At 59.7% G+C, this 13,990-nt stretch carries 14 protein-coding genes; 7 read left to right on the plus strand and 7 right to left on the minus strand.

Annotation, left to right across the window (positions count from 1 at the left end):
• Positions 1-70: 70 nt before the first annotated feature.
• From ABH912_RS19950 to zur, 4 genes are read right to left on the minus strand one after another with little or no spacing between them, the layout of a single operon-like run.
• Positions 71-787, minus strand: coding sequence for a PA5502 family lipoprotein (locus tag ABH912_RS19950; RefSeq protein ID WP_033059802.1), 717 nt, complete (start codon positions 785-787; stop codon positions 71-73).
• A gap of 37 nt (positions 788-824) precedes the next feature.
• Positions 825-1,613 carry a zinc ABC transporter permease subunit ZnuB gene (gene znuB, locus ABH912_RS19955; RefSeq protein WP_429511446.1) on the minus strand — a complete coding sequence of 263 codons (789 nt, stop codon included), beginning with the start codon at positions 1,611-1,613 and terminating at the stop codon, positions 825-827.
• Positions 1,606-2,391: a zinc ABC transporter ATP-binding protein ZnuC gene (gene znuC, locus ABH912_RS19960; protein WP_033059800.1), complete on the minus strand. Its 786-nt coding sequence runs from the start codon at positions 2,389-2,391 to the stop codon at positions 1,606-1,608. The genes znuB and znuC overlap by 8 nt, the downstream gene beginning before the upstream one ends.
• A complete protein-coding gene (gene zur / locus ABH912_RS19965) occupies positions 2,391-2,873 on the minus strand; it encodes a zinc uptake transcriptional repressor Zur (RefSeq protein ID WP_033059798.1) in 483 nt (160 codons plus the stop codon). Before zur ends, znuC begins: the two co-directional genes overlap by 1 nt.
• A gap of 66 nt (positions 2,874-2,939) precedes the next feature.
• On the opposite strand from zur, the gene ABH912_RS19970 reads away from it, so the two are divergent.
• Positions 2,940-3,860, plus strand: coding sequence for a zinc ABC transporter substrate-binding protein ZnuA (locus tag ABH912_RS19970; RefSeq protein WP_033059796.1), 921 nt, complete (start codon positions 2,940-2,942; stop codon positions 3,858-3,860).
• A 76-nt stretch (positions 3,861-3,936) separates the two neighbouring features.
• Here ABH912_RS19970 and ABH912_RS19975 read toward each other — a convergent pair whose 3' ends face one another.
• Together ABH912_RS19975 and ABH912_RS19980 are read right to left on the minus strand one after the other, a co-directional pair.
• Complete coding sequence (locus ABH912_RS19975) at positions 3,937-4,887, minus strand: homoserine kinase (RefSeq protein WP_046044879.1); 951 nt, start codon at positions 4,885-4,887, stop codon at positions 3,937-3,939.
• 58 nt (positions 4,888-4,945) lie between these two features.
• The gene (locus tag ABH912_RS19980; RefSeq protein ID WP_033059792.1) at positions 4,946-5,236 is read right to left on the minus strand and encodes a DUF2782 domain-containing protein; all 291 of its coding nucleotides are present in this window, start codon (positions 5,234-5,236) and stop codon (positions 4,946-4,948) included.
• A gap of 74 nt (positions 5,237-5,310) precedes the next feature.
• On the opposite strand from ABH912_RS19980, the gene polA reads away from it, so the two are divergent.
• Positions 5,311-8,082, plus strand: coding sequence for a DNA polymerase I (gene polA, locus ABH912_RS19985; protein ID WP_429511447.1), 2,772 nt, complete (start codon positions 5,311-5,313; stop codon positions 8,080-8,082).
• A 288-nt stretch (positions 8,083-8,370) separates the two neighbouring features.
• Here polA and yihA read toward each other — a convergent pair whose 3' ends face one another.
• Entirely contained in the window at positions 8,371-9,015 is a 645-nt protein-coding gene (gene yihA, locus ABH912_RS19990; RefSeq protein WP_033059788.1) for a ribosome biogenesis GTP-binding protein YihA/YsxC, read from the minus strand.
• 191 nt (positions 9,016-9,206) lie between these two features.
• Between yihA and ABH912_RS19995 the strand changes: the two genes are divergently transcribed.
• The 5 genes from ABH912_RS19995 to ABH912_RS20015 all read left to right on the plus strand — a co-directional run bounded on the left by ABH912_RS19995 (position 9,207) and on the right by ABH912_RS20015 (position 13,953).
• On the plus strand, positions 9,207-9,497 hold the full coding sequence (locus tag ABH912_RS19995) for a c-type cytochrome (RefSeq protein WP_008156007.1): 291 nt from the start codon (positions 9,207-9,209) through the stop codon (positions 9,495-9,497).
• A 46-nt stretch (positions 9,498-9,543) separates the two neighbouring features.
• Positions 9,544-10,155, plus strand: a complete 612-nt coding sequence (locus tag ABH912_RS20000; protein WP_033059786.1) for a c-type cytochrome — start codon at positions 9,544-9,546, stop codon at positions 10,153-10,155.
• 200 nt (positions 10,156-10,355) lie between these two features.
• Positions 10,356-10,997: a thiol:disulfide interchange protein DsbA/DsbL gene (locus tag ABH912_RS20005; RefSeq protein ID WP_008156010.1), complete on the plus strand. Its 642-nt coding sequence runs from the start codon at positions 10,356-10,358 to the stop codon at positions 10,995-10,997.
• 14 nt (positions 10,998-11,011) lie between these two features.
• Complete coding sequence (locus ABH912_RS20010; protein WP_033059783.1) at positions 11,012-11,890, plus strand: endonuclease/exonuclease/phosphatase family protein; 879 nt, start codon at positions 11,012-11,014, stop codon at positions 11,888-11,890.
• Positions 11,887-13,953 carry a diguanylate cyclase gene (locus ABH912_RS20015; RefSeq protein ID WP_429511448.1) on the plus strand — a complete coding sequence of 689 codons (2,067 nt, stop codon included), beginning with the start codon at positions 11,887-11,889 and terminating at the stop codon, positions 13,951-13,953. The genes ABH912_RS20010 and ABH912_RS20015 overlap by 4 nt, the downstream gene beginning before the upstream one ends.
• The last annotated feature ends 37 nt before the right edge of the window (positions 13,954-13,990 follow it).

A 13,990-nucleotide genomic window follows, 5' to 3' on the forward strand; every position in this document is an offset into this window, starting at 1 on the left:
GGTTTTGAGTCGTTCACATCATCAATGAACGACACCGAACCTGTAGGAGCGAGGCTTGCCCGCGAAGCTTTTAAGGTTTACGTGGACTCAGAACCATCTGCGCCGGCACGCTGCGCAGAATCTGCTTCTCCAGGTTCAGGTCAAAATCCGCATCGAGCCTCTTCACGCGTTTGGTCAGTAACGTGGTCAACCAAGGGAAGTCCTGGGTGCGTGGCGCCTGAATACTGACGTCGCACTGGTAATTCACCACATCGGCGGCGATCGCATCCAGTTGGCGGCGAAGCTTGGTCATATCCGTCAGGTTCAATGCAACCGTGGTGCTTTCAGCCGTCGGGTCAATGACCTTGGCCTGTGGCTTGGCTTCGGCAGCCATGAGCGCAGCTTCGGCTCTATCCAGTTCAGCTTTGCGGGCATCAACGATGGCATTGTTGACCCCGCCAGTCAGCGCCGGAGCCTTGGGCATCAACGACCGGGCGCGGCTCAGCGCCGTGGCAGCCGCATTCACATCGCCTTTTTGCAGCACAATCTGACTGCGGCGCAGATAGGCTTCGGCCAGTTGCCGCTGGTATTGCTCAAGGGATTGATCATTCGGCGACTCGGCCTGCAAGGCAGCGAGTTGATCTTCAGCCGTCGCCAGCTCACTGCTGGCGAGGCTTTGTTGCAGCTGCGCGATGGCCGCGGCCCGTGCACCGGTAGCCTCGGTGGCCGCCGGTGGCGTGCTTTGGCAAGCGCCCAGTAGCAGCGAAAATGCGACAAGGGGCAGATAACGGGAGGCGAACAGCTTCATTCCTGCGACTCTCTATTTGCGCAAAAAACGAGCAAGTCTACACCCCTCGACGGGGCAGGACAAAACTCAGCAGAAACAGTGCGGCGGCCATCACAACAATCGAAGGGCCTGCCGGGGTGTCCTTGAACCACGACAGCGCCAGCCCGCCACCGACCGCGAGCATACCCAGCAGGCTCGCGCCCAGTGCCATCTGCTCCGGTGACCGGGCGTGACGTTGTGCCGCAGCCGCCGGGATGATCAGCAAGGACGTAATCAGCAACACACCGACGATTTTCATCGCCACCGCGATCACCACAGCGATCAGCAACATCAGGGTCAAGCGCAACGCCGCCACCGGCAGACCTTCAACCCTGGCCAGTTCTTCATGCACCGTGATTGCCAGCAATGGCCGCCACAACGTCACCAGCAAGGCCAGAACGGCCGCGCTGCCGCCGAGTATCCAGGCCAGATCGGTCGGGCTGATCGCCAGCAAGTCGCCGAACAGATAAGCCATCAGGTCGATCCGCACTTCGTGCATGAAGCTTAGTACGACCAAACCCAAAGAGAGCGTGCTCGGTGCGAGAATTCCCAAAAGCGTGTCGGACGCCAGCGGTTGACGCTGTTGCAAGGTCACCAGCAACACCGCCAACAGCAGACAGCCTACGGTGACCGCAACGGTCGGGCTGACATCCAGCAGAAAACCCAGCGCCACGCCGAGCAGCGCTGCATGGGAAAGGGTGTCGCCGAAATAGGCCATGCGCCGCCAGACCACGAACGAACCCAACGGGCCCGCGACCAATGCCAGGGCCAGGCCTGCAAGCAGGGCGTAGAACAGAAAATCAGCCATGCTTGCAGCTATCTCCGTGAACGTGGGTAGGGGCCGACGAGGCCGCGCTGACCACCGAGCCATGCAAGTCATGGGCGTGGTCGTGATGGTGGTGATAAATCGCCAGGCTTTGTGCGTTCTTTCCGAACAGCTCGACGAAAGCCGGATCGCCGCTGACCTGCTCGGGGTGCCCGGAGCAGCAGACGTGACGGTTGAGGCAGACCACCTGGTCGGTGGTGCTCATCACCAGATGCAGATCGTGGGACACCATCAACACGCCGCAACCGTGGCGGTCACGCAATCGAGTGATCAGGCTATAGAGCTCGGCCTGACCGGCCACATCGACGCCTTGCACCGGTTCGTCGAGCACCAGCAGTTCCGGTTCACGCAGCAATGCCCGGGCCAGCAGTACGCGCTGCATTTCGCCACCGGAAACACTTTGCACTGGGCTGTCGATCACCTGTTCGGCGCCGACTTCCTTGAGTGCCGACAAAGCCATGGCGCGGTCCACGCCCGGCACCAGACGCAAGAAGCGCAGCACCGACAGCGGCAGCGTCGGATCGACGTGAAGTTTTTGCGGCATGTAACCGACCCGCAGTTTTGGCTTGCGCCACACGCTGCCGCTGTCCGGTTTCAACAGACCGAGTACAGCGCGCACCAGCGTGGTCTTGCCGGCGCCGTTAGGGCCGATCAGGGTGACGATCTGCCCGGGCTCGACGCTCAGCTCGATGTTATCCAGCACGTTTTGCCCGGCAAAGGTGACAGCAACCTGCTCGAGGCGGATCAGCGCGTTGCTCATCAAACCCCCTGGCAGCCCGAGCAGAGGCCGACCACTTCAACGGTCTGGCCCTCGACGACAAATCCGACATCCTTGGCGCTACTAATGATCGCGTCGCTGATGGATTTCTGTTCGAGTTCAATGGCGGCGTGGCATTCGCGGCAAATCAGGAACTGGCCCTGGTGGGCGTGTCCCGGGTGATTGCAGCCGACGAAGGCGTTCAGCGAGGAGATGCGGTGTACCAGGCCGTTTTCCAGCAGGAAATCCAGCGCACGGTACACAGTCGGCGGCGCCGCGCGGCGGCCGTCCTGCTCGCTCAGTACCGCGAGAATGTCGTAGGCACCCAACGGCTTGTGGCTTTGCCAGACCAATTCCAGCACCCGCCGGCGCAAGGCGGTCAGGCGCAGGCCTTGACGTGCGCACAGAGCATCGGCCTCAGACAATGCGCTATGGACGCAATGAGAGTGGTCGTGGGGACGGCTGGCAATCGGTGTTTTAGGCATGAGCGGCGACGAGTTTTGTGAGAGACGTTATTATGTTACCCGTTCTCGCCTCTTCGAGTAGTCATCGTGTCCCGACTTTTTTCTATCTTTGTCGCATTTGCCGCCAGTTTTCTGCTGATCAGTTCAGCTCACGCCGAAGTCAAAGTTCTCACCAGTATCAAGCCTCTACAGCTGATCGCCGCGGCGGTGCAGGACGGTGTGGCGATTCCGGAGGTCTTGCTGCCGCCTGGTGCCTCGCCTCATAACTATGCCTTGCGCCCATCCGACGTACGGAAGGTGCAATCGGTGGATCTGGTTTACTGGATCGGTCCGAGCATGGAAGGTTTCCTGCCCCGCGTGCTGAATGGTCGTACGCTGCCCAGTGTCGCCGTGCAGGATTTACCGGGCCTGAAACTCCGACATTTCGCCGAAGATAGCCACTCCCATGCTGAAGAAGCCGACGAGCATGACCACGATCACCGCCCCGGCAGTCTGGACGCGCACTTGTGGCTTTCGCCGGTCAACGCCCGTGTCATCGCCACAAGAATGGCTGCCGACTTGAGTGCAGCCGATCCGGCCAATGCCGCGCGTTATCAGAGCAACCTCAAGGCGTTCGATGAGCGCCTGGATGCCATGGATCTTCGCTTGAAAGCGCGTCTGGCCGGCATCGCGGGCAAACCGTACTTCGTCTTCCACGAGGCCTTCGACTACTTTGAAGACGCCTACGGCCTCAAGCACACCGGCGTATTCAGCGTCGCCGCCGAGGTCCAGCCCGGCGCCCAGCACGTCGCGGCGATGCGCACTCGTTTGCAGGAAGTCGGCAAAACCTGTGTGTTCAGCGAACCGCCTTTGCGTCCGCGCCTGGCGGAAACCCTGGTGGCGGGTCTGCCGGTGAAGCTGGCGGAACTGGACGCGCTGGGCGGGTACACGCCAGCGACCGCTCAGGGGTATGAGCAGGTGCTGGAGAAGTTGGGGAATGATTTGGCGGGGTGTCTGGAGTCGTTGTAACCGACACAAAACCTGTGGGAGCGAGCTTGCTCGCTCCCACAGGATTGCTGTGATCCCAGCCTTATCTGACTGGCATTTATAGGGCGAACGGCAGCGGCGTGCTGACCTTCTGCCGCTGTGCCAGACGCTGCTGAAACTCCATCGGATCGTGAATCAACACATCCTGCCCGGCAAATGACTCGGCGGCGATCAACCGCGACAGCCAGAACCGCACACACGCTACCCGCAACATGGTCGGCCACAACTCCGCCTCGGCCGCCGTGAACGGTCGCAGCGCTGCATAAGCACCGAGCAACGCCCTCGCCCGCGGCCCGTCGATCAACCCGCTCTCGTCCGAACACCAATCGTTCAAGGCGATCGCCACGTCGTAGAGCATCGGCCCCGAACACGCGTTGTAGAAGTCGATCAACCCGGTCAGGTGCGTGCCTTCGAACATCGCGTTATCGCGGAACAGGTCGGCGTGGATATTGGCTCGCGGCAGCGCCAGAATTTTCGTCTTCTGCTGTGTGATTTCGTCCAGAGCCCGTTGCAGCAGATCGCTTTGCTCGGCATTGAGGTGCGACAACAACTGCGTGCCCTCTTCCAGCATCCAGTCCAGGCCGCGATCGGTCTTGCGCTTGATCATGTTGGCCTGGGTCGCCAGATGCAGATGGCCGAGCAACTCGCCCACCTGAGCGCAATGCTGCGCGTTGGCTTCCTTGATGTGCTTGCCGGCCAGACGTGGCTGCAGCAGCGCAGGTTTGCCAGCCAGTTCGCGCAAGGCGACGCCGTCGGTGGTGCGCAAGGCATAAGGCACTGGCAGGTCGGCGTCATGCAGCACGTCGAGCAGTTCTATGAAGAACGGCATCTCCTGAACCGGACCACGCTCAACCAGGGTCAGGACAAATTCGCCCTGCTCCAGGCTGATGAAGAAATTGGTGTTTTCGCTACCGGCGGCAATCCCCTGGAAATCAAGCAGGCGGCCGAGCCCGTAAGGGGCGAGAAAGGTTTCCAGCTCGGGCCGAGCCAGCGGGGTGAACACAGACATGTTTGAACTGCCAGTACGGGCGCCGCTGCTTGAGCCAGCGCCGATTGAAATTAAGAAACTACTTCCACTCAAAGATCTTCCATGACGGAATCAGCATATCCGGCTGATCCGAGCGGATAAAGTTTGCATCGGTCCCGTCCGCGCGCACCAGAAAATACGGCGGCGCGCCCTTCGGTGTGACCTTGATCGCATACAGGAAACCGTTTTGACGGTACTCCTGGATGGTTTTATCCCCTTCCGTGCGGATAGTGACTTCCGGCTCCGGTGTCGGTGCATCGTCCGCCGCCATGACGGCTAACGGAACGTATGCAAACAACCCAGCCAGCAACAGGCGATTTAGTGTGCGCATGATAACCTTGTCCCTTTGTCGTCAACGGTCCCGCTATTCTAGCGCCGGACCCGCCGAAAAGGTTGATCCTGCTCATGAGCCAAGCCCCCCTCGTCCTGGTGGACGGTTCTTCTTACCTGTACCGCGCCTTTCACGCCCTCCCGCCGCTGACCACTTCCAAAGGTTTGCCGACCGGTGCGGTCAAAGGCGTGCTGAACATGCTCAAGAGTCTGCGCAAGCAGTACCCGGAAAGTCCGTTCGCCGTGGTGTTCGACGCCAAGGGTGGGACTTTTCGCGATGACATGTACGCCGAATACAAGGCCAACCGCCCGAGCATGCCCGACGACATGCGCGTGCAAATCGAGCCACTGCACCAGAGTGTGATCGCCCTGGGCTTCCCGCTCCTGTGCGTCGAAGGTGTCGAAGCCGATGACGTGATCGGCACCCTGGCCCGCAGCAGTGCGGCGGCCGACCGCCCGGTGGTGATCTCCACCGGCGACAAGGACATGGCGCAGCTGGTCGACGGCCACATTACCTTGGTCAATACCATGACCGGTAGCGCGCTGGACGTGGAGGGCGTGAAGGAGAAATTCGGCGTCGCTCCCGAGCAGATCATCGATTACCTGGCACTCATGGGCGATTCTTCCGACAACATTCCGGGTGTTCCGGGCATTGGCCCGAAGACCGCTTCTGGCCTGCTGGTCGGTGTGAACGGCGGCCTGACCGAGCTCTATTCACAGCTCGACATCGTCCCGACCCTGCCGATTCGCGGGGCCAAAACCCTGCCGGCCAAGCTCGAAGAGCACAAGGAGATGGCGTTTCTCTCCTACCAATTGGCAACCATCAAGATCGACGTGCCGCTGGATATCGGCCTCGACGACCTGCAAATGGGCAAGCCGGATCACGACAAACTCGCCGAGCTCTATACCCTGCTGGAGTTCAAGAGCTGGTTCGAAGACAACCAGCGCGACGCCAAGCGTTCCGGCCAGGAAGTCGCCGCTCCGGTGGCTGAAGAAGCGGCCGTCGATACCGAACTCAAGTACACCACCATCCTCACCCAGGCTGATTTTGACCTGTGGCTGAAGAAACTCAACGACGCCAAGCTGATTGCCTTCGATACCGAAACCACCGGCATCGACGCGCAACAGGCGCAACTGGTGGGCCTGTCTTTTGCTGTACACGCCAACGAAGCGGCCTACATCCCGCTGACCCATTCCTACATGGGCGTGCCGGATCAGCTCGATCGCGACACCGTGCTACGCGCGCTGAAGCCGATTTTGGAAGACCCGAGCAAACTCAAGGTTGGACAGCACGCCAAATTCGACATGAACATCCTGGCCAACTGCGCCATCGGTGGCGATCAGAGCTGCGGCATCACCGTCCAAGGCGTCGCTTTCGACACGATGCTCGAATCCTACGTACTGGACTCCACCGCGACCCGTCACGACATGGACAGCCTGGCGCTCAAGTACCTGAATCACACCACCACCAGTTTTCAGGACATCGCCGGCAAAGGCGCCAAACAGCTGACATTTGATCAGATCTCCCTTGAACTGGCCGGGCCTTACGCCGCCGAAGACGCCGACGTAACGCTGCGCCTGCATCAAACCCTGCTGGAAAAACTCAATGCCATCCCGAGCCTGAGCAAGGTCCTGAGCGAAATCGAAATGCCGTTGGTGCCGGTTCTGGCACGGATCGAACGCCAAGGCGCGCTGGTCGATGCCAACCTGCTGGGCATTCAGAGCGTTGAACTGGGCGAGAAAATGGTCGCCCTCGAGCGTGAGGCGTTCGCCATCGCCGGGGAAGAATTCAACCTTGGCTCGCCGAAGCAATTGGGCGTGATCCTGTACGAAAAACTCGGCCTGCCGATCCTCAGTAAAACCGCCAAGGGCCAGGCATCCACCGCCGAAGCCGTGCTGGCGGAACTGGCCGAACAGGATTTCCCGCTGCCCAAAGTGCTGATGCAGTACCGCTCGATGAGCAAGCTGAAAAGCACTTACACCGATCGCCTGCCAGAGCAGATCAACCCGCGCACCGGGCGAATTCATACCTCTTACCATCAGGCCGTCGCGGCGACCGGGCGCTTGTCGTCCAGCGACCCGAACCTGCAGAACATACCGATTCGCACTGCCGAAGGTCGTCGGATTCGTCAGGCGTTCGTCGCGCCAAATGGCTACAAGCTGCTGGCCGCGGACTATTCGCAAATCGAACTGCGAATCATGGCTCACCTGGCCAAGGACGAAGGTTTGCTGCACGCGTTCCGCAATGACCTGGACGTGCACAAGGCTACAGCCGCCGAAGTTTTCGGGGTTGAACTGGCGGAGGTCACCACCGACCAACGGCGCAGTGCCAAGGCGATCAACTTCGGCTTGATCTACGGCATGAGCGCGTTTGGCCTGGCCAAGCAAATTGGCGTTGATCGCAAGCAATCCCAGGCCTACATCGACCGATACTTCGCCCGCTACCCAGGCGTTCTCGAGTACATGGAGCGCACCCGCGCCCAGGCCGCCGAACAAGGTTTCGTTGAAACCATCTTCGGTCGTCGCCTGTACCTGCCAGAAATCAACGCGAAAAATCCGGCCCTGCGCAAAGGTGCCGAACGCACGGCGATCAACGCCCCGATGCAAGGCACCGCGGCGGACATCATCAAGAAAGCCATGATTGCCGTGGATAGCTGGCTGACAGCGTCAGGCCTCGACGCCAAAGTCATCCTGCAGGTGCACGATGAATTGGTGCTGGAAGTGCGTGAGGATTTGGTCGACCAGGTCCGCGATGAAATTCGCGTGCACATGAGCGAAGCAGCGAAGCTTGATGTGCCGCTGTTGGTAGAGGTTGGTGTAGGAAATAACTGGGATGAGGCTCACTGAGCCGTCTGAAAAGGCGCTTTCCGCTGCGGCATAGTGCCGCGGCAGAAGGGCCGGAAGGGCTCTTAGTTCGGAAAATTCGATGGCCTATTCCAAAGGCTTTTTAAAAAATTCTGAACTAATCTCCCGAATCGCCACTCAGAGTTACTGAATGGGTGGTGAAGCCCTTCGATGCTCCTAATGTTGTGTTAAGTGTTGGCAGATATCTGGACCCCGCCCTAGCGGTCCGGAACTTGAACCCCGGAACTTCCCCCTCCCCATAAGAAGTCCGGGGTTTTTTTTGCCCGCGATTTATTGCTCGGCAATCTCCGAGCCCTTGTCCGCGAGTTCCATCCAGCCTGCCAGTACAGTGTAGGCGTCTTCCAGGCCCATGCGTTTTGGCGCCGAGAACAGCTGGATGCTGATCGCATCTCCCCAACCCTTGCGGATGTCTGCCTGAACCTTGAGCAGGACGTTTTTCGCCGCGCCGTAGGTCAACTTGTCGGCTTTGGTCAGCAAAATGTGCATCGGCATGCCGCTGGCGACGGCCCAGTCGAGCATCAGCAAGTCGAAATCGGTCATTGGATGACGGATGTCCATCATCAAGATCAGACCCTTCAAACTCTCGCGACCACCCAGATAGGCTTCCAGGTGACGCTGCCAGTGCAGCTTCAACGGGATAGGTACTTTCGCGTAACCGTAACCCGGCAGGTCGACCAGACGACGATCATCGTCTAGCTTGAAGAAGTTCAAGAGCTGCGTGCGACCCGGAGTTTTCGAGGTCCGCGCAAGGCTGGCGTGCGTCAGGGTGTTCAGCGCACTGGACTTGCCGGCGTTGGAACGCCCGGCGAAGGCCACTTCAAAGCCTTCGTCGTCGGGACATTGATCGACTTTGGCAGCGCTGAGCATGAAGGTGGACTGTTGGCACAGGCCGAGGATGGGGTTCTTGAGTTGCATGGGATTTCCGATGTGGGCGGCGCCGGGAATGGACGCGGCGAGCAGTGTCGTTTCCGTTTCAGTGACGCCAGTATATAATGCCGCAGATTTTGTGTGCGCTTTGTCCCAGCGTAGGATGAAGTTCACGAGAGCGATTGACCTTGATTGCGCATTAGAACGCAGAACGCTCTCAACCCTGAAAAGGTCGTTTTATGACGAAATGGCTGCTAGCTGCCGGTGTCTTGATGCCGCTTTACAGCGCTCAGGCTACACAGGATCCGGAAGCTGTGTACAACCGTGTTTGTGGTGCCTGTCATTCCGGCCAACTACCCATGGCGCCCAAAAAGGGCGATCAGGAAGCTTGGACGCCGAGGTTGGCGAAAGGTATGGAGACGCTGGTGCAACACGTGACCCAGGGTTTCAAGGCGATGCCGCCGCGTGGTTTGTGCATGGACTGCAGTGCCGAGGATTACCAAGCAATCATCCAGTGGATGAGCGAGTGATCCCGGTCCATAACTCTTTAACCCTTAGCCGTAGTTGGATTAGCTGATGAACAAATTGATCGTGAGTCTGCTGTTGACCGTGGGGATCTCCGGCATTGCCCATGCTGCAGGTGATGCGACTGCTGGTCAGGCGAAAGCCGCAGTATGTGGCGCCTGTCATGGCCCGGATGGCAACAGTATGGCGCCTAACTTTCCGAAACTGGCAGGCCAGGGCGAGCGTTATCTGAACAAGCAGCTACACGACATCAAGTCCGGCAAACGCACGGTACTGGAAATGACCGGCCTGCTGACCAACCTGAGCGATCAGGACCTGGCCGATATCGCCGCCTACTTCGCCAGTCAGAAAGGCAGTGTTGGCGCCGCCGACCCGAAAGTCGTTGCTCGCGGTGAAGCACTGTTCCGCGGCGGCGATCTGACCAAGGGCTTGCCAGCCTGCACCGGTTGCCACTCGCCAAATGGCGCAGGCAACGCAGCTGCCGGCTTCCCGCACCTGGGTGGCCAGCACGCTCAATACGTTGCCAAGCAACTGACCGACTTCCGCAAGGAAGAGGCCGGCCGCACCAACGATGGCGACACCAAAACGATGCAGACCATCGCCAAAAAGCTGAGCGACGAAGATATCGCAGCCGTGTCCAGCTATATTCAGGGCCTGCACTAAGGCTGGCGGTTGGAGCGTTGCGCGGGATGTACATCTCCTGCAACGTTAACGCTCCATTAATCCGTCGCAGCAAGTATAAAAAGGGTGGCTTAGGCCGCCCTTTTTTGTGGCTGCTGCCGTTACACTACAGAACTCAAGCCCGCCAGGACCTGTCTGAAAACAGGTCGCGCGAGGCGACCAAAATTGTCCAGGAGTAAAGCATGCGTAATCTGATCATCAGCGCCGCACTCGTCGCTGCCAGCCTGTTCGGCATGACCGCCCAAGCTGCTGAAGCACCTGCAGCGCCTTATGTCGAACTGACCAATCCCGTCCCGGTGGCTGTGCCTGGCAAGATCGAAGTGGTGGAGCTGTTCTGGTATGGCTGCCCGCACTGCTACGCTTTCGAACCCGTGATCAATCCATGGGTTGAGAAACTGCCTTCCGACGTGAACTTCGTCCGTATTCCGGCCATGTTCGGCGGCCCGTGGAACGCACACGGCCAAATGTTCCTGACCCTTGAAGCCATGGGCGTCGAAAACAAGGTTCACGCTGCGGTGTTCAACGCCATTCAGAAAGAACACAAGAAGCTGGTCGACAAGAATGAAATGGCCGATTTCCTGGCCACTCAGGGCGTAGACAAGGACAAGTTCCTGGCCACCTTCGACTCCTTCGCCATCAAGGGCCAGATCGTCAAGGCCACTGACCTGGCCAAAAAGTATGAAATCTCCGGTGTTCCGACCATGATCGTCAACGGCAAGTATCGCTTCGACGTGGGCTCTGCCGGCGGCGCCGAGCAAGCGTTGCAACTGGCCGACAAGCTGATCGACAAAGAGCGAGCGGCTAACAAGGCTGCCGCCAACTAAGCGCGGCGACTGCCATGCGCCGCTGGGGCACTGAACGCGTCGTTGGCCTGCATGATCCGCGGGTCAACGAACATCATCTGGAATCGACGGGCCTGCCTGCGGACAGCCGTCTGCGCCTGCTCAGTTTCAACATCCAGGTCGGCATCAGCACCGAGCGCTATCACCACTACCTGACCCGGGGCTGGCAGCATCTGTTGCCGCACACCGGGCGTGCCGACAATCTGCAAAAGATCGGCAATCTGCTGGGCGACTTCGATCTGGTCGCCTTGCAGGAAGCCGATGGCGGCAGCTTGCGATCAGGCTACGTCAACCAGGTCGAACACCTGGCGCAGCTCGGCGCATTCCCCTACTGGTATCAACAACTCAATCGCAATCTCGGACGCCTCGGCCAGCACAGCAATGGCGTGCTCAGCCGCCTGCGCCCGTGGGCGATTGAAGATCATCCTCTACCGGGGCCCAAGGGTCGCGGGGCGATTCTGGTGCGCTTTGGCGAAGGTCCAGAGGCGCTGGTAGTGGTCATGATGCACCTGGCACTGGGCGCCCGCGCCCGCAGCATGCAACTGGCTTATATCCGCGAGCTTATCGGCGGCTATAAACACCAGGTACTGATGGGCGACATGAATACCCACGCCAGTGACTTGCTGCAAAACTCCCCGCTGCGCGACCTCGGCCTGCTCGCGCCGCAACTGGAAGCGACGTTCCCTAGCTGGCGTCCGCAGCGCTGCCTGGACCATATTCTTCTGAGCCCCACCCTGACCCTTGAAAAGGTCGAGGTGCTGGCACAACCCATTTCCGATCACCTGCCGGTCGCGGTAGAGATTCGTCTGCCGGGTTCGCTCACGGCTGATGCATTGCCCGCGTTGAGTCCTGCCCCTCGCGGATCCCATGAATGAGCGACGAAGCACAGCGCTGGAAAGAGAAATACCTCAAAAGCATCGAACAACAGGAAAAACTCGAACGTCGATGGGACGCCCGACTCGACCTGCTGCGTCGTGGCCTGGTGCGCAGCACGCTGGCAGCCGAGGGCACCGACCGCGTCGTTGACGAATGCATGAAGGAAATGCGTGAAGTCGTGCGCAGCGACGACATGGACGCCGGCCTGGCCGCTCTGCTTCCGCGGCTGGAAAAAGCGGTACTCGACTCCGAACAACGCCGGGAAACCCGGGTTAATCAAACCAGCGCTGCATTGACCGCACTGGTCTCGCAACTGCAAACATTACCGCTGCCCCGCGAAGTAAGCCGGCCGCTGAAAAACTTCGCCAAGCAACTGGATGCAAGAGTCGGGCAGGTGCGCGAAATTCCGTTGCTGCTCAGCGAACTGAGCGGTCTGCAAGGCAAGGCCCTGAATCAACTTGAAAACCCGGCAGAACCCGGGCGTCCTGGCCTGCTGCAGCGACTGTTTGGTAGCCGTGAAGCGGATGAAGCGGCATCACAGATTACCTCCGATACCTTCCCGACGCTCGCCCCGCAGCCGGCCGAAATGGTTGCTGTGGCTCATGCCGAGACACCACAGGTAACTATCGATCTCGCGCCAGAGGTCGCTAAGCCGCAAGTGGCGGTCGCACAAGTTGCCGCGTCCGCTACTGCATCCGAGCCACCGACGATCGAGGCTCCGCCTTCTCCGGCAGTTGCAGCATTTGTCCCGCCGGTGCTTGAGCCGGAGCGAGCCCCCACCCCGACTCCAGAGACGCAACCACAACCTCATATAGAACATCCAGAAGAACCCGCTCCATCAATCATCGAGCCAGAAATACAGGCTCAACCGACTATCAATCCCGACGAACTGACCCCGGTGGTCTATCTCGACAGCCTGCCGTTGCCCTCGGCCATGGCCGAAGTGTTGGCCGCCGTAGACACCGAACAATCCGAGCCGGATGTTCTCTACGCCCTGCCGGACTCACCCGAGCCGTCCTACAGCTCGGTGGCCAGACATATCGAAGACACGCTACTGGGCCTGCTCGACGACCTGACGCTGCCCGAGCGTCATCGTCCGCAAGCCGAAGCGATGCGCGATCGTCTGCAAAACGGTTTGAATTGGTACGAACTGCTGCCAATCCTCGACGATCTGGCAACCTTGATGCTGGCAATCACCGACAGTGGCCAGCATGAATTCGAAGCCTACTTGCAACAGCTCAACGAACGCCTCGAGTCGTTCCAAAGCAACTTGCAAGCCGCCAGCGAAGGCCATGCCGACAACCGCTCCGCCGCACGCGAGATGGACACGCAGATCCGCGAGCAGGTCGACGGCTTGCAGAGCAGCATGCAAGAAGCCGCCGACCTGGACGATCTCAAGCACGTCCTGGAAAACCATCTGGAAGGCCTGCTCGGCACCATGGACCAGCACCAGAAGCAGCGTAACGAGCGCGAGCAGGAAGTCGCAGCCCGCCTTCATGGTCTGGCCGAACGCGTTGCGCACATGGAGCAGGAAGCCCTGGGTTACCGCGAGCATCTTGAAGAACAGCGTCAGAAAGCCTTGATCGACCCGCTGACCGGCCTGCCTAACCGGGCTGCCTGGAGCGAACGGCTGGATCACGAAATCAACCAATGGCAGCAACACGGCAACACCCTGTTGCTGGCAATGCTCGACCTCGACCACTTCAAACGCATTAACGATAACTATGGCCACCTGGCGGGCGACAAAGTACTGAAGATCATTGCCAACGTGCTACGCAAGCGCCTGCGCGGGACGGATTTCATTGCCCGGTTCGGCGGCGAGGAATTTGTCCTGTTGATGCCAGACACAGCGCCCACTGCTGGCGCGAAACTGCTGGAAAAGCTGCGCGCCTCGATCGAAGCCTGCCCTTTCCACTTCAAGGGAGAGCCAGTCACCATCACCATTTCCATGGGCCTGACTGCATTCAAACCCGGCGAACATAGCGATCTGGTGCTTAAAAGAGCCGATCAGGCTCTATATCGCGCGAAACACGCCGGACGTAACCAAGTGGCACTGGGCTGACGGTCAATTGTTCCATTTTGTTTAAAACTTCGCGTTG

The sequence above is a fragment of the Pseudomonas sp. BT76 TE3572 genome, assembly GCF_050435365.1.
Classification (GTDB): Bacteria; Pseudomonadota; Gammaproteobacteria; order Pseudomonadales; family Pseudomonadaceae; genus Aquipseudomonas; species Aquipseudomonas fluorescens_W.

What these genes read in the sequence shown, in the direction of transcription:
- yihA (WP_033059788.1), bottom strand. Translation starts at nt 9,015, where the DNA reads ATGCAACTCAAGAACCCCATCCTCGGCCTGTGCCAACAGTCCACCTTC.
- znuB (WP_429511446.1), bottom strand. Translation starts at nt 1,613, where the DNA reads ATGGCTGATTTTCTGTTCTACGCCCTGCTTGCAGGCCTGGCCCTGGCA.
- polA (WP_429511447.1), top strand. Translation starts at nt 5,311, where the DNA reads ATGAGCCAAGCCCCCCTCGTCCTGGTGGACGGTTCTTCTTACCTGTAC.
- ABH912_RS20015 (WP_429511448.1), top strand. Translation starts at nt 11,887, where the DNA reads ATGAGCGACGAAGCACAGCGCTGGAAAGAGAAATACCTCAAAAGCATC.
- zur (WP_033059798.1), bottom strand. Translation starts at nt 2,873, where the DNA reads ATGCCTAAAACACCGATTGCCAGCCGTCCCCACGACCACTCTCATTGC.
- ABH912_RS20000 (WP_033059786.1), top strand. Translation starts at nt 9,544, where the DNA reads ATGAACAAATTGATCGTGAGTCTGCTGTTGACCGTGGGGATCTCCGGC.
- ABH912_RS19995 (WP_008156007.1), top strand. Translation starts at nt 9,207, where the DNA reads ATGACGAAATGGCTGCTAGCTGCCGGTGTCTTGATGCCGCTTTACAGC.
- ABH912_RS20005 (WP_008156010.1), top strand. Translation starts at nt 10,356, where the DNA reads ATGCGTAATCTGATCATCAGCGCCGCACTCGTCGCTGCCAGCCTGTTC.
- ABH912_RS19950 (WP_033059802.1), bottom strand. Translation starts at nt 787, where the DNA reads ATGAAGCTGTTCGCCTCCCGTTATCTGCCCCTTGTCGCATTTTCGCTG.
- znuC (WP_033059800.1), bottom strand. Translation starts at nt 2,391, where the DNA reads ATGAGCAACGCGCTGATCCGCCTCGAGCAGGTTGCTGTCACCTTTGCC.
- ABH912_RS20010 (WP_033059783.1), top strand. Translation starts at nt 11,012, where the DNA reads ATGCGCCGCTGGGGCACTGAACGCGTCGTTGGCCTGCATGATCCGCGG.
- ABH912_RS19975 (WP_046044879.1), bottom strand. Translation starts at nt 4,887, where the DNA reads ATGTCTGTGTTCACCCCGCTGGCTCGGCCCGAGCTGGAAACCTTTCTC.
- ABH912_RS19980 (WP_033059792.1), bottom strand. Translation starts at nt 5,236, where the DNA reads ATGCGCACACTAAATCGCCTGTTGCTGGCTGGGTTGTTTGCATACGTT.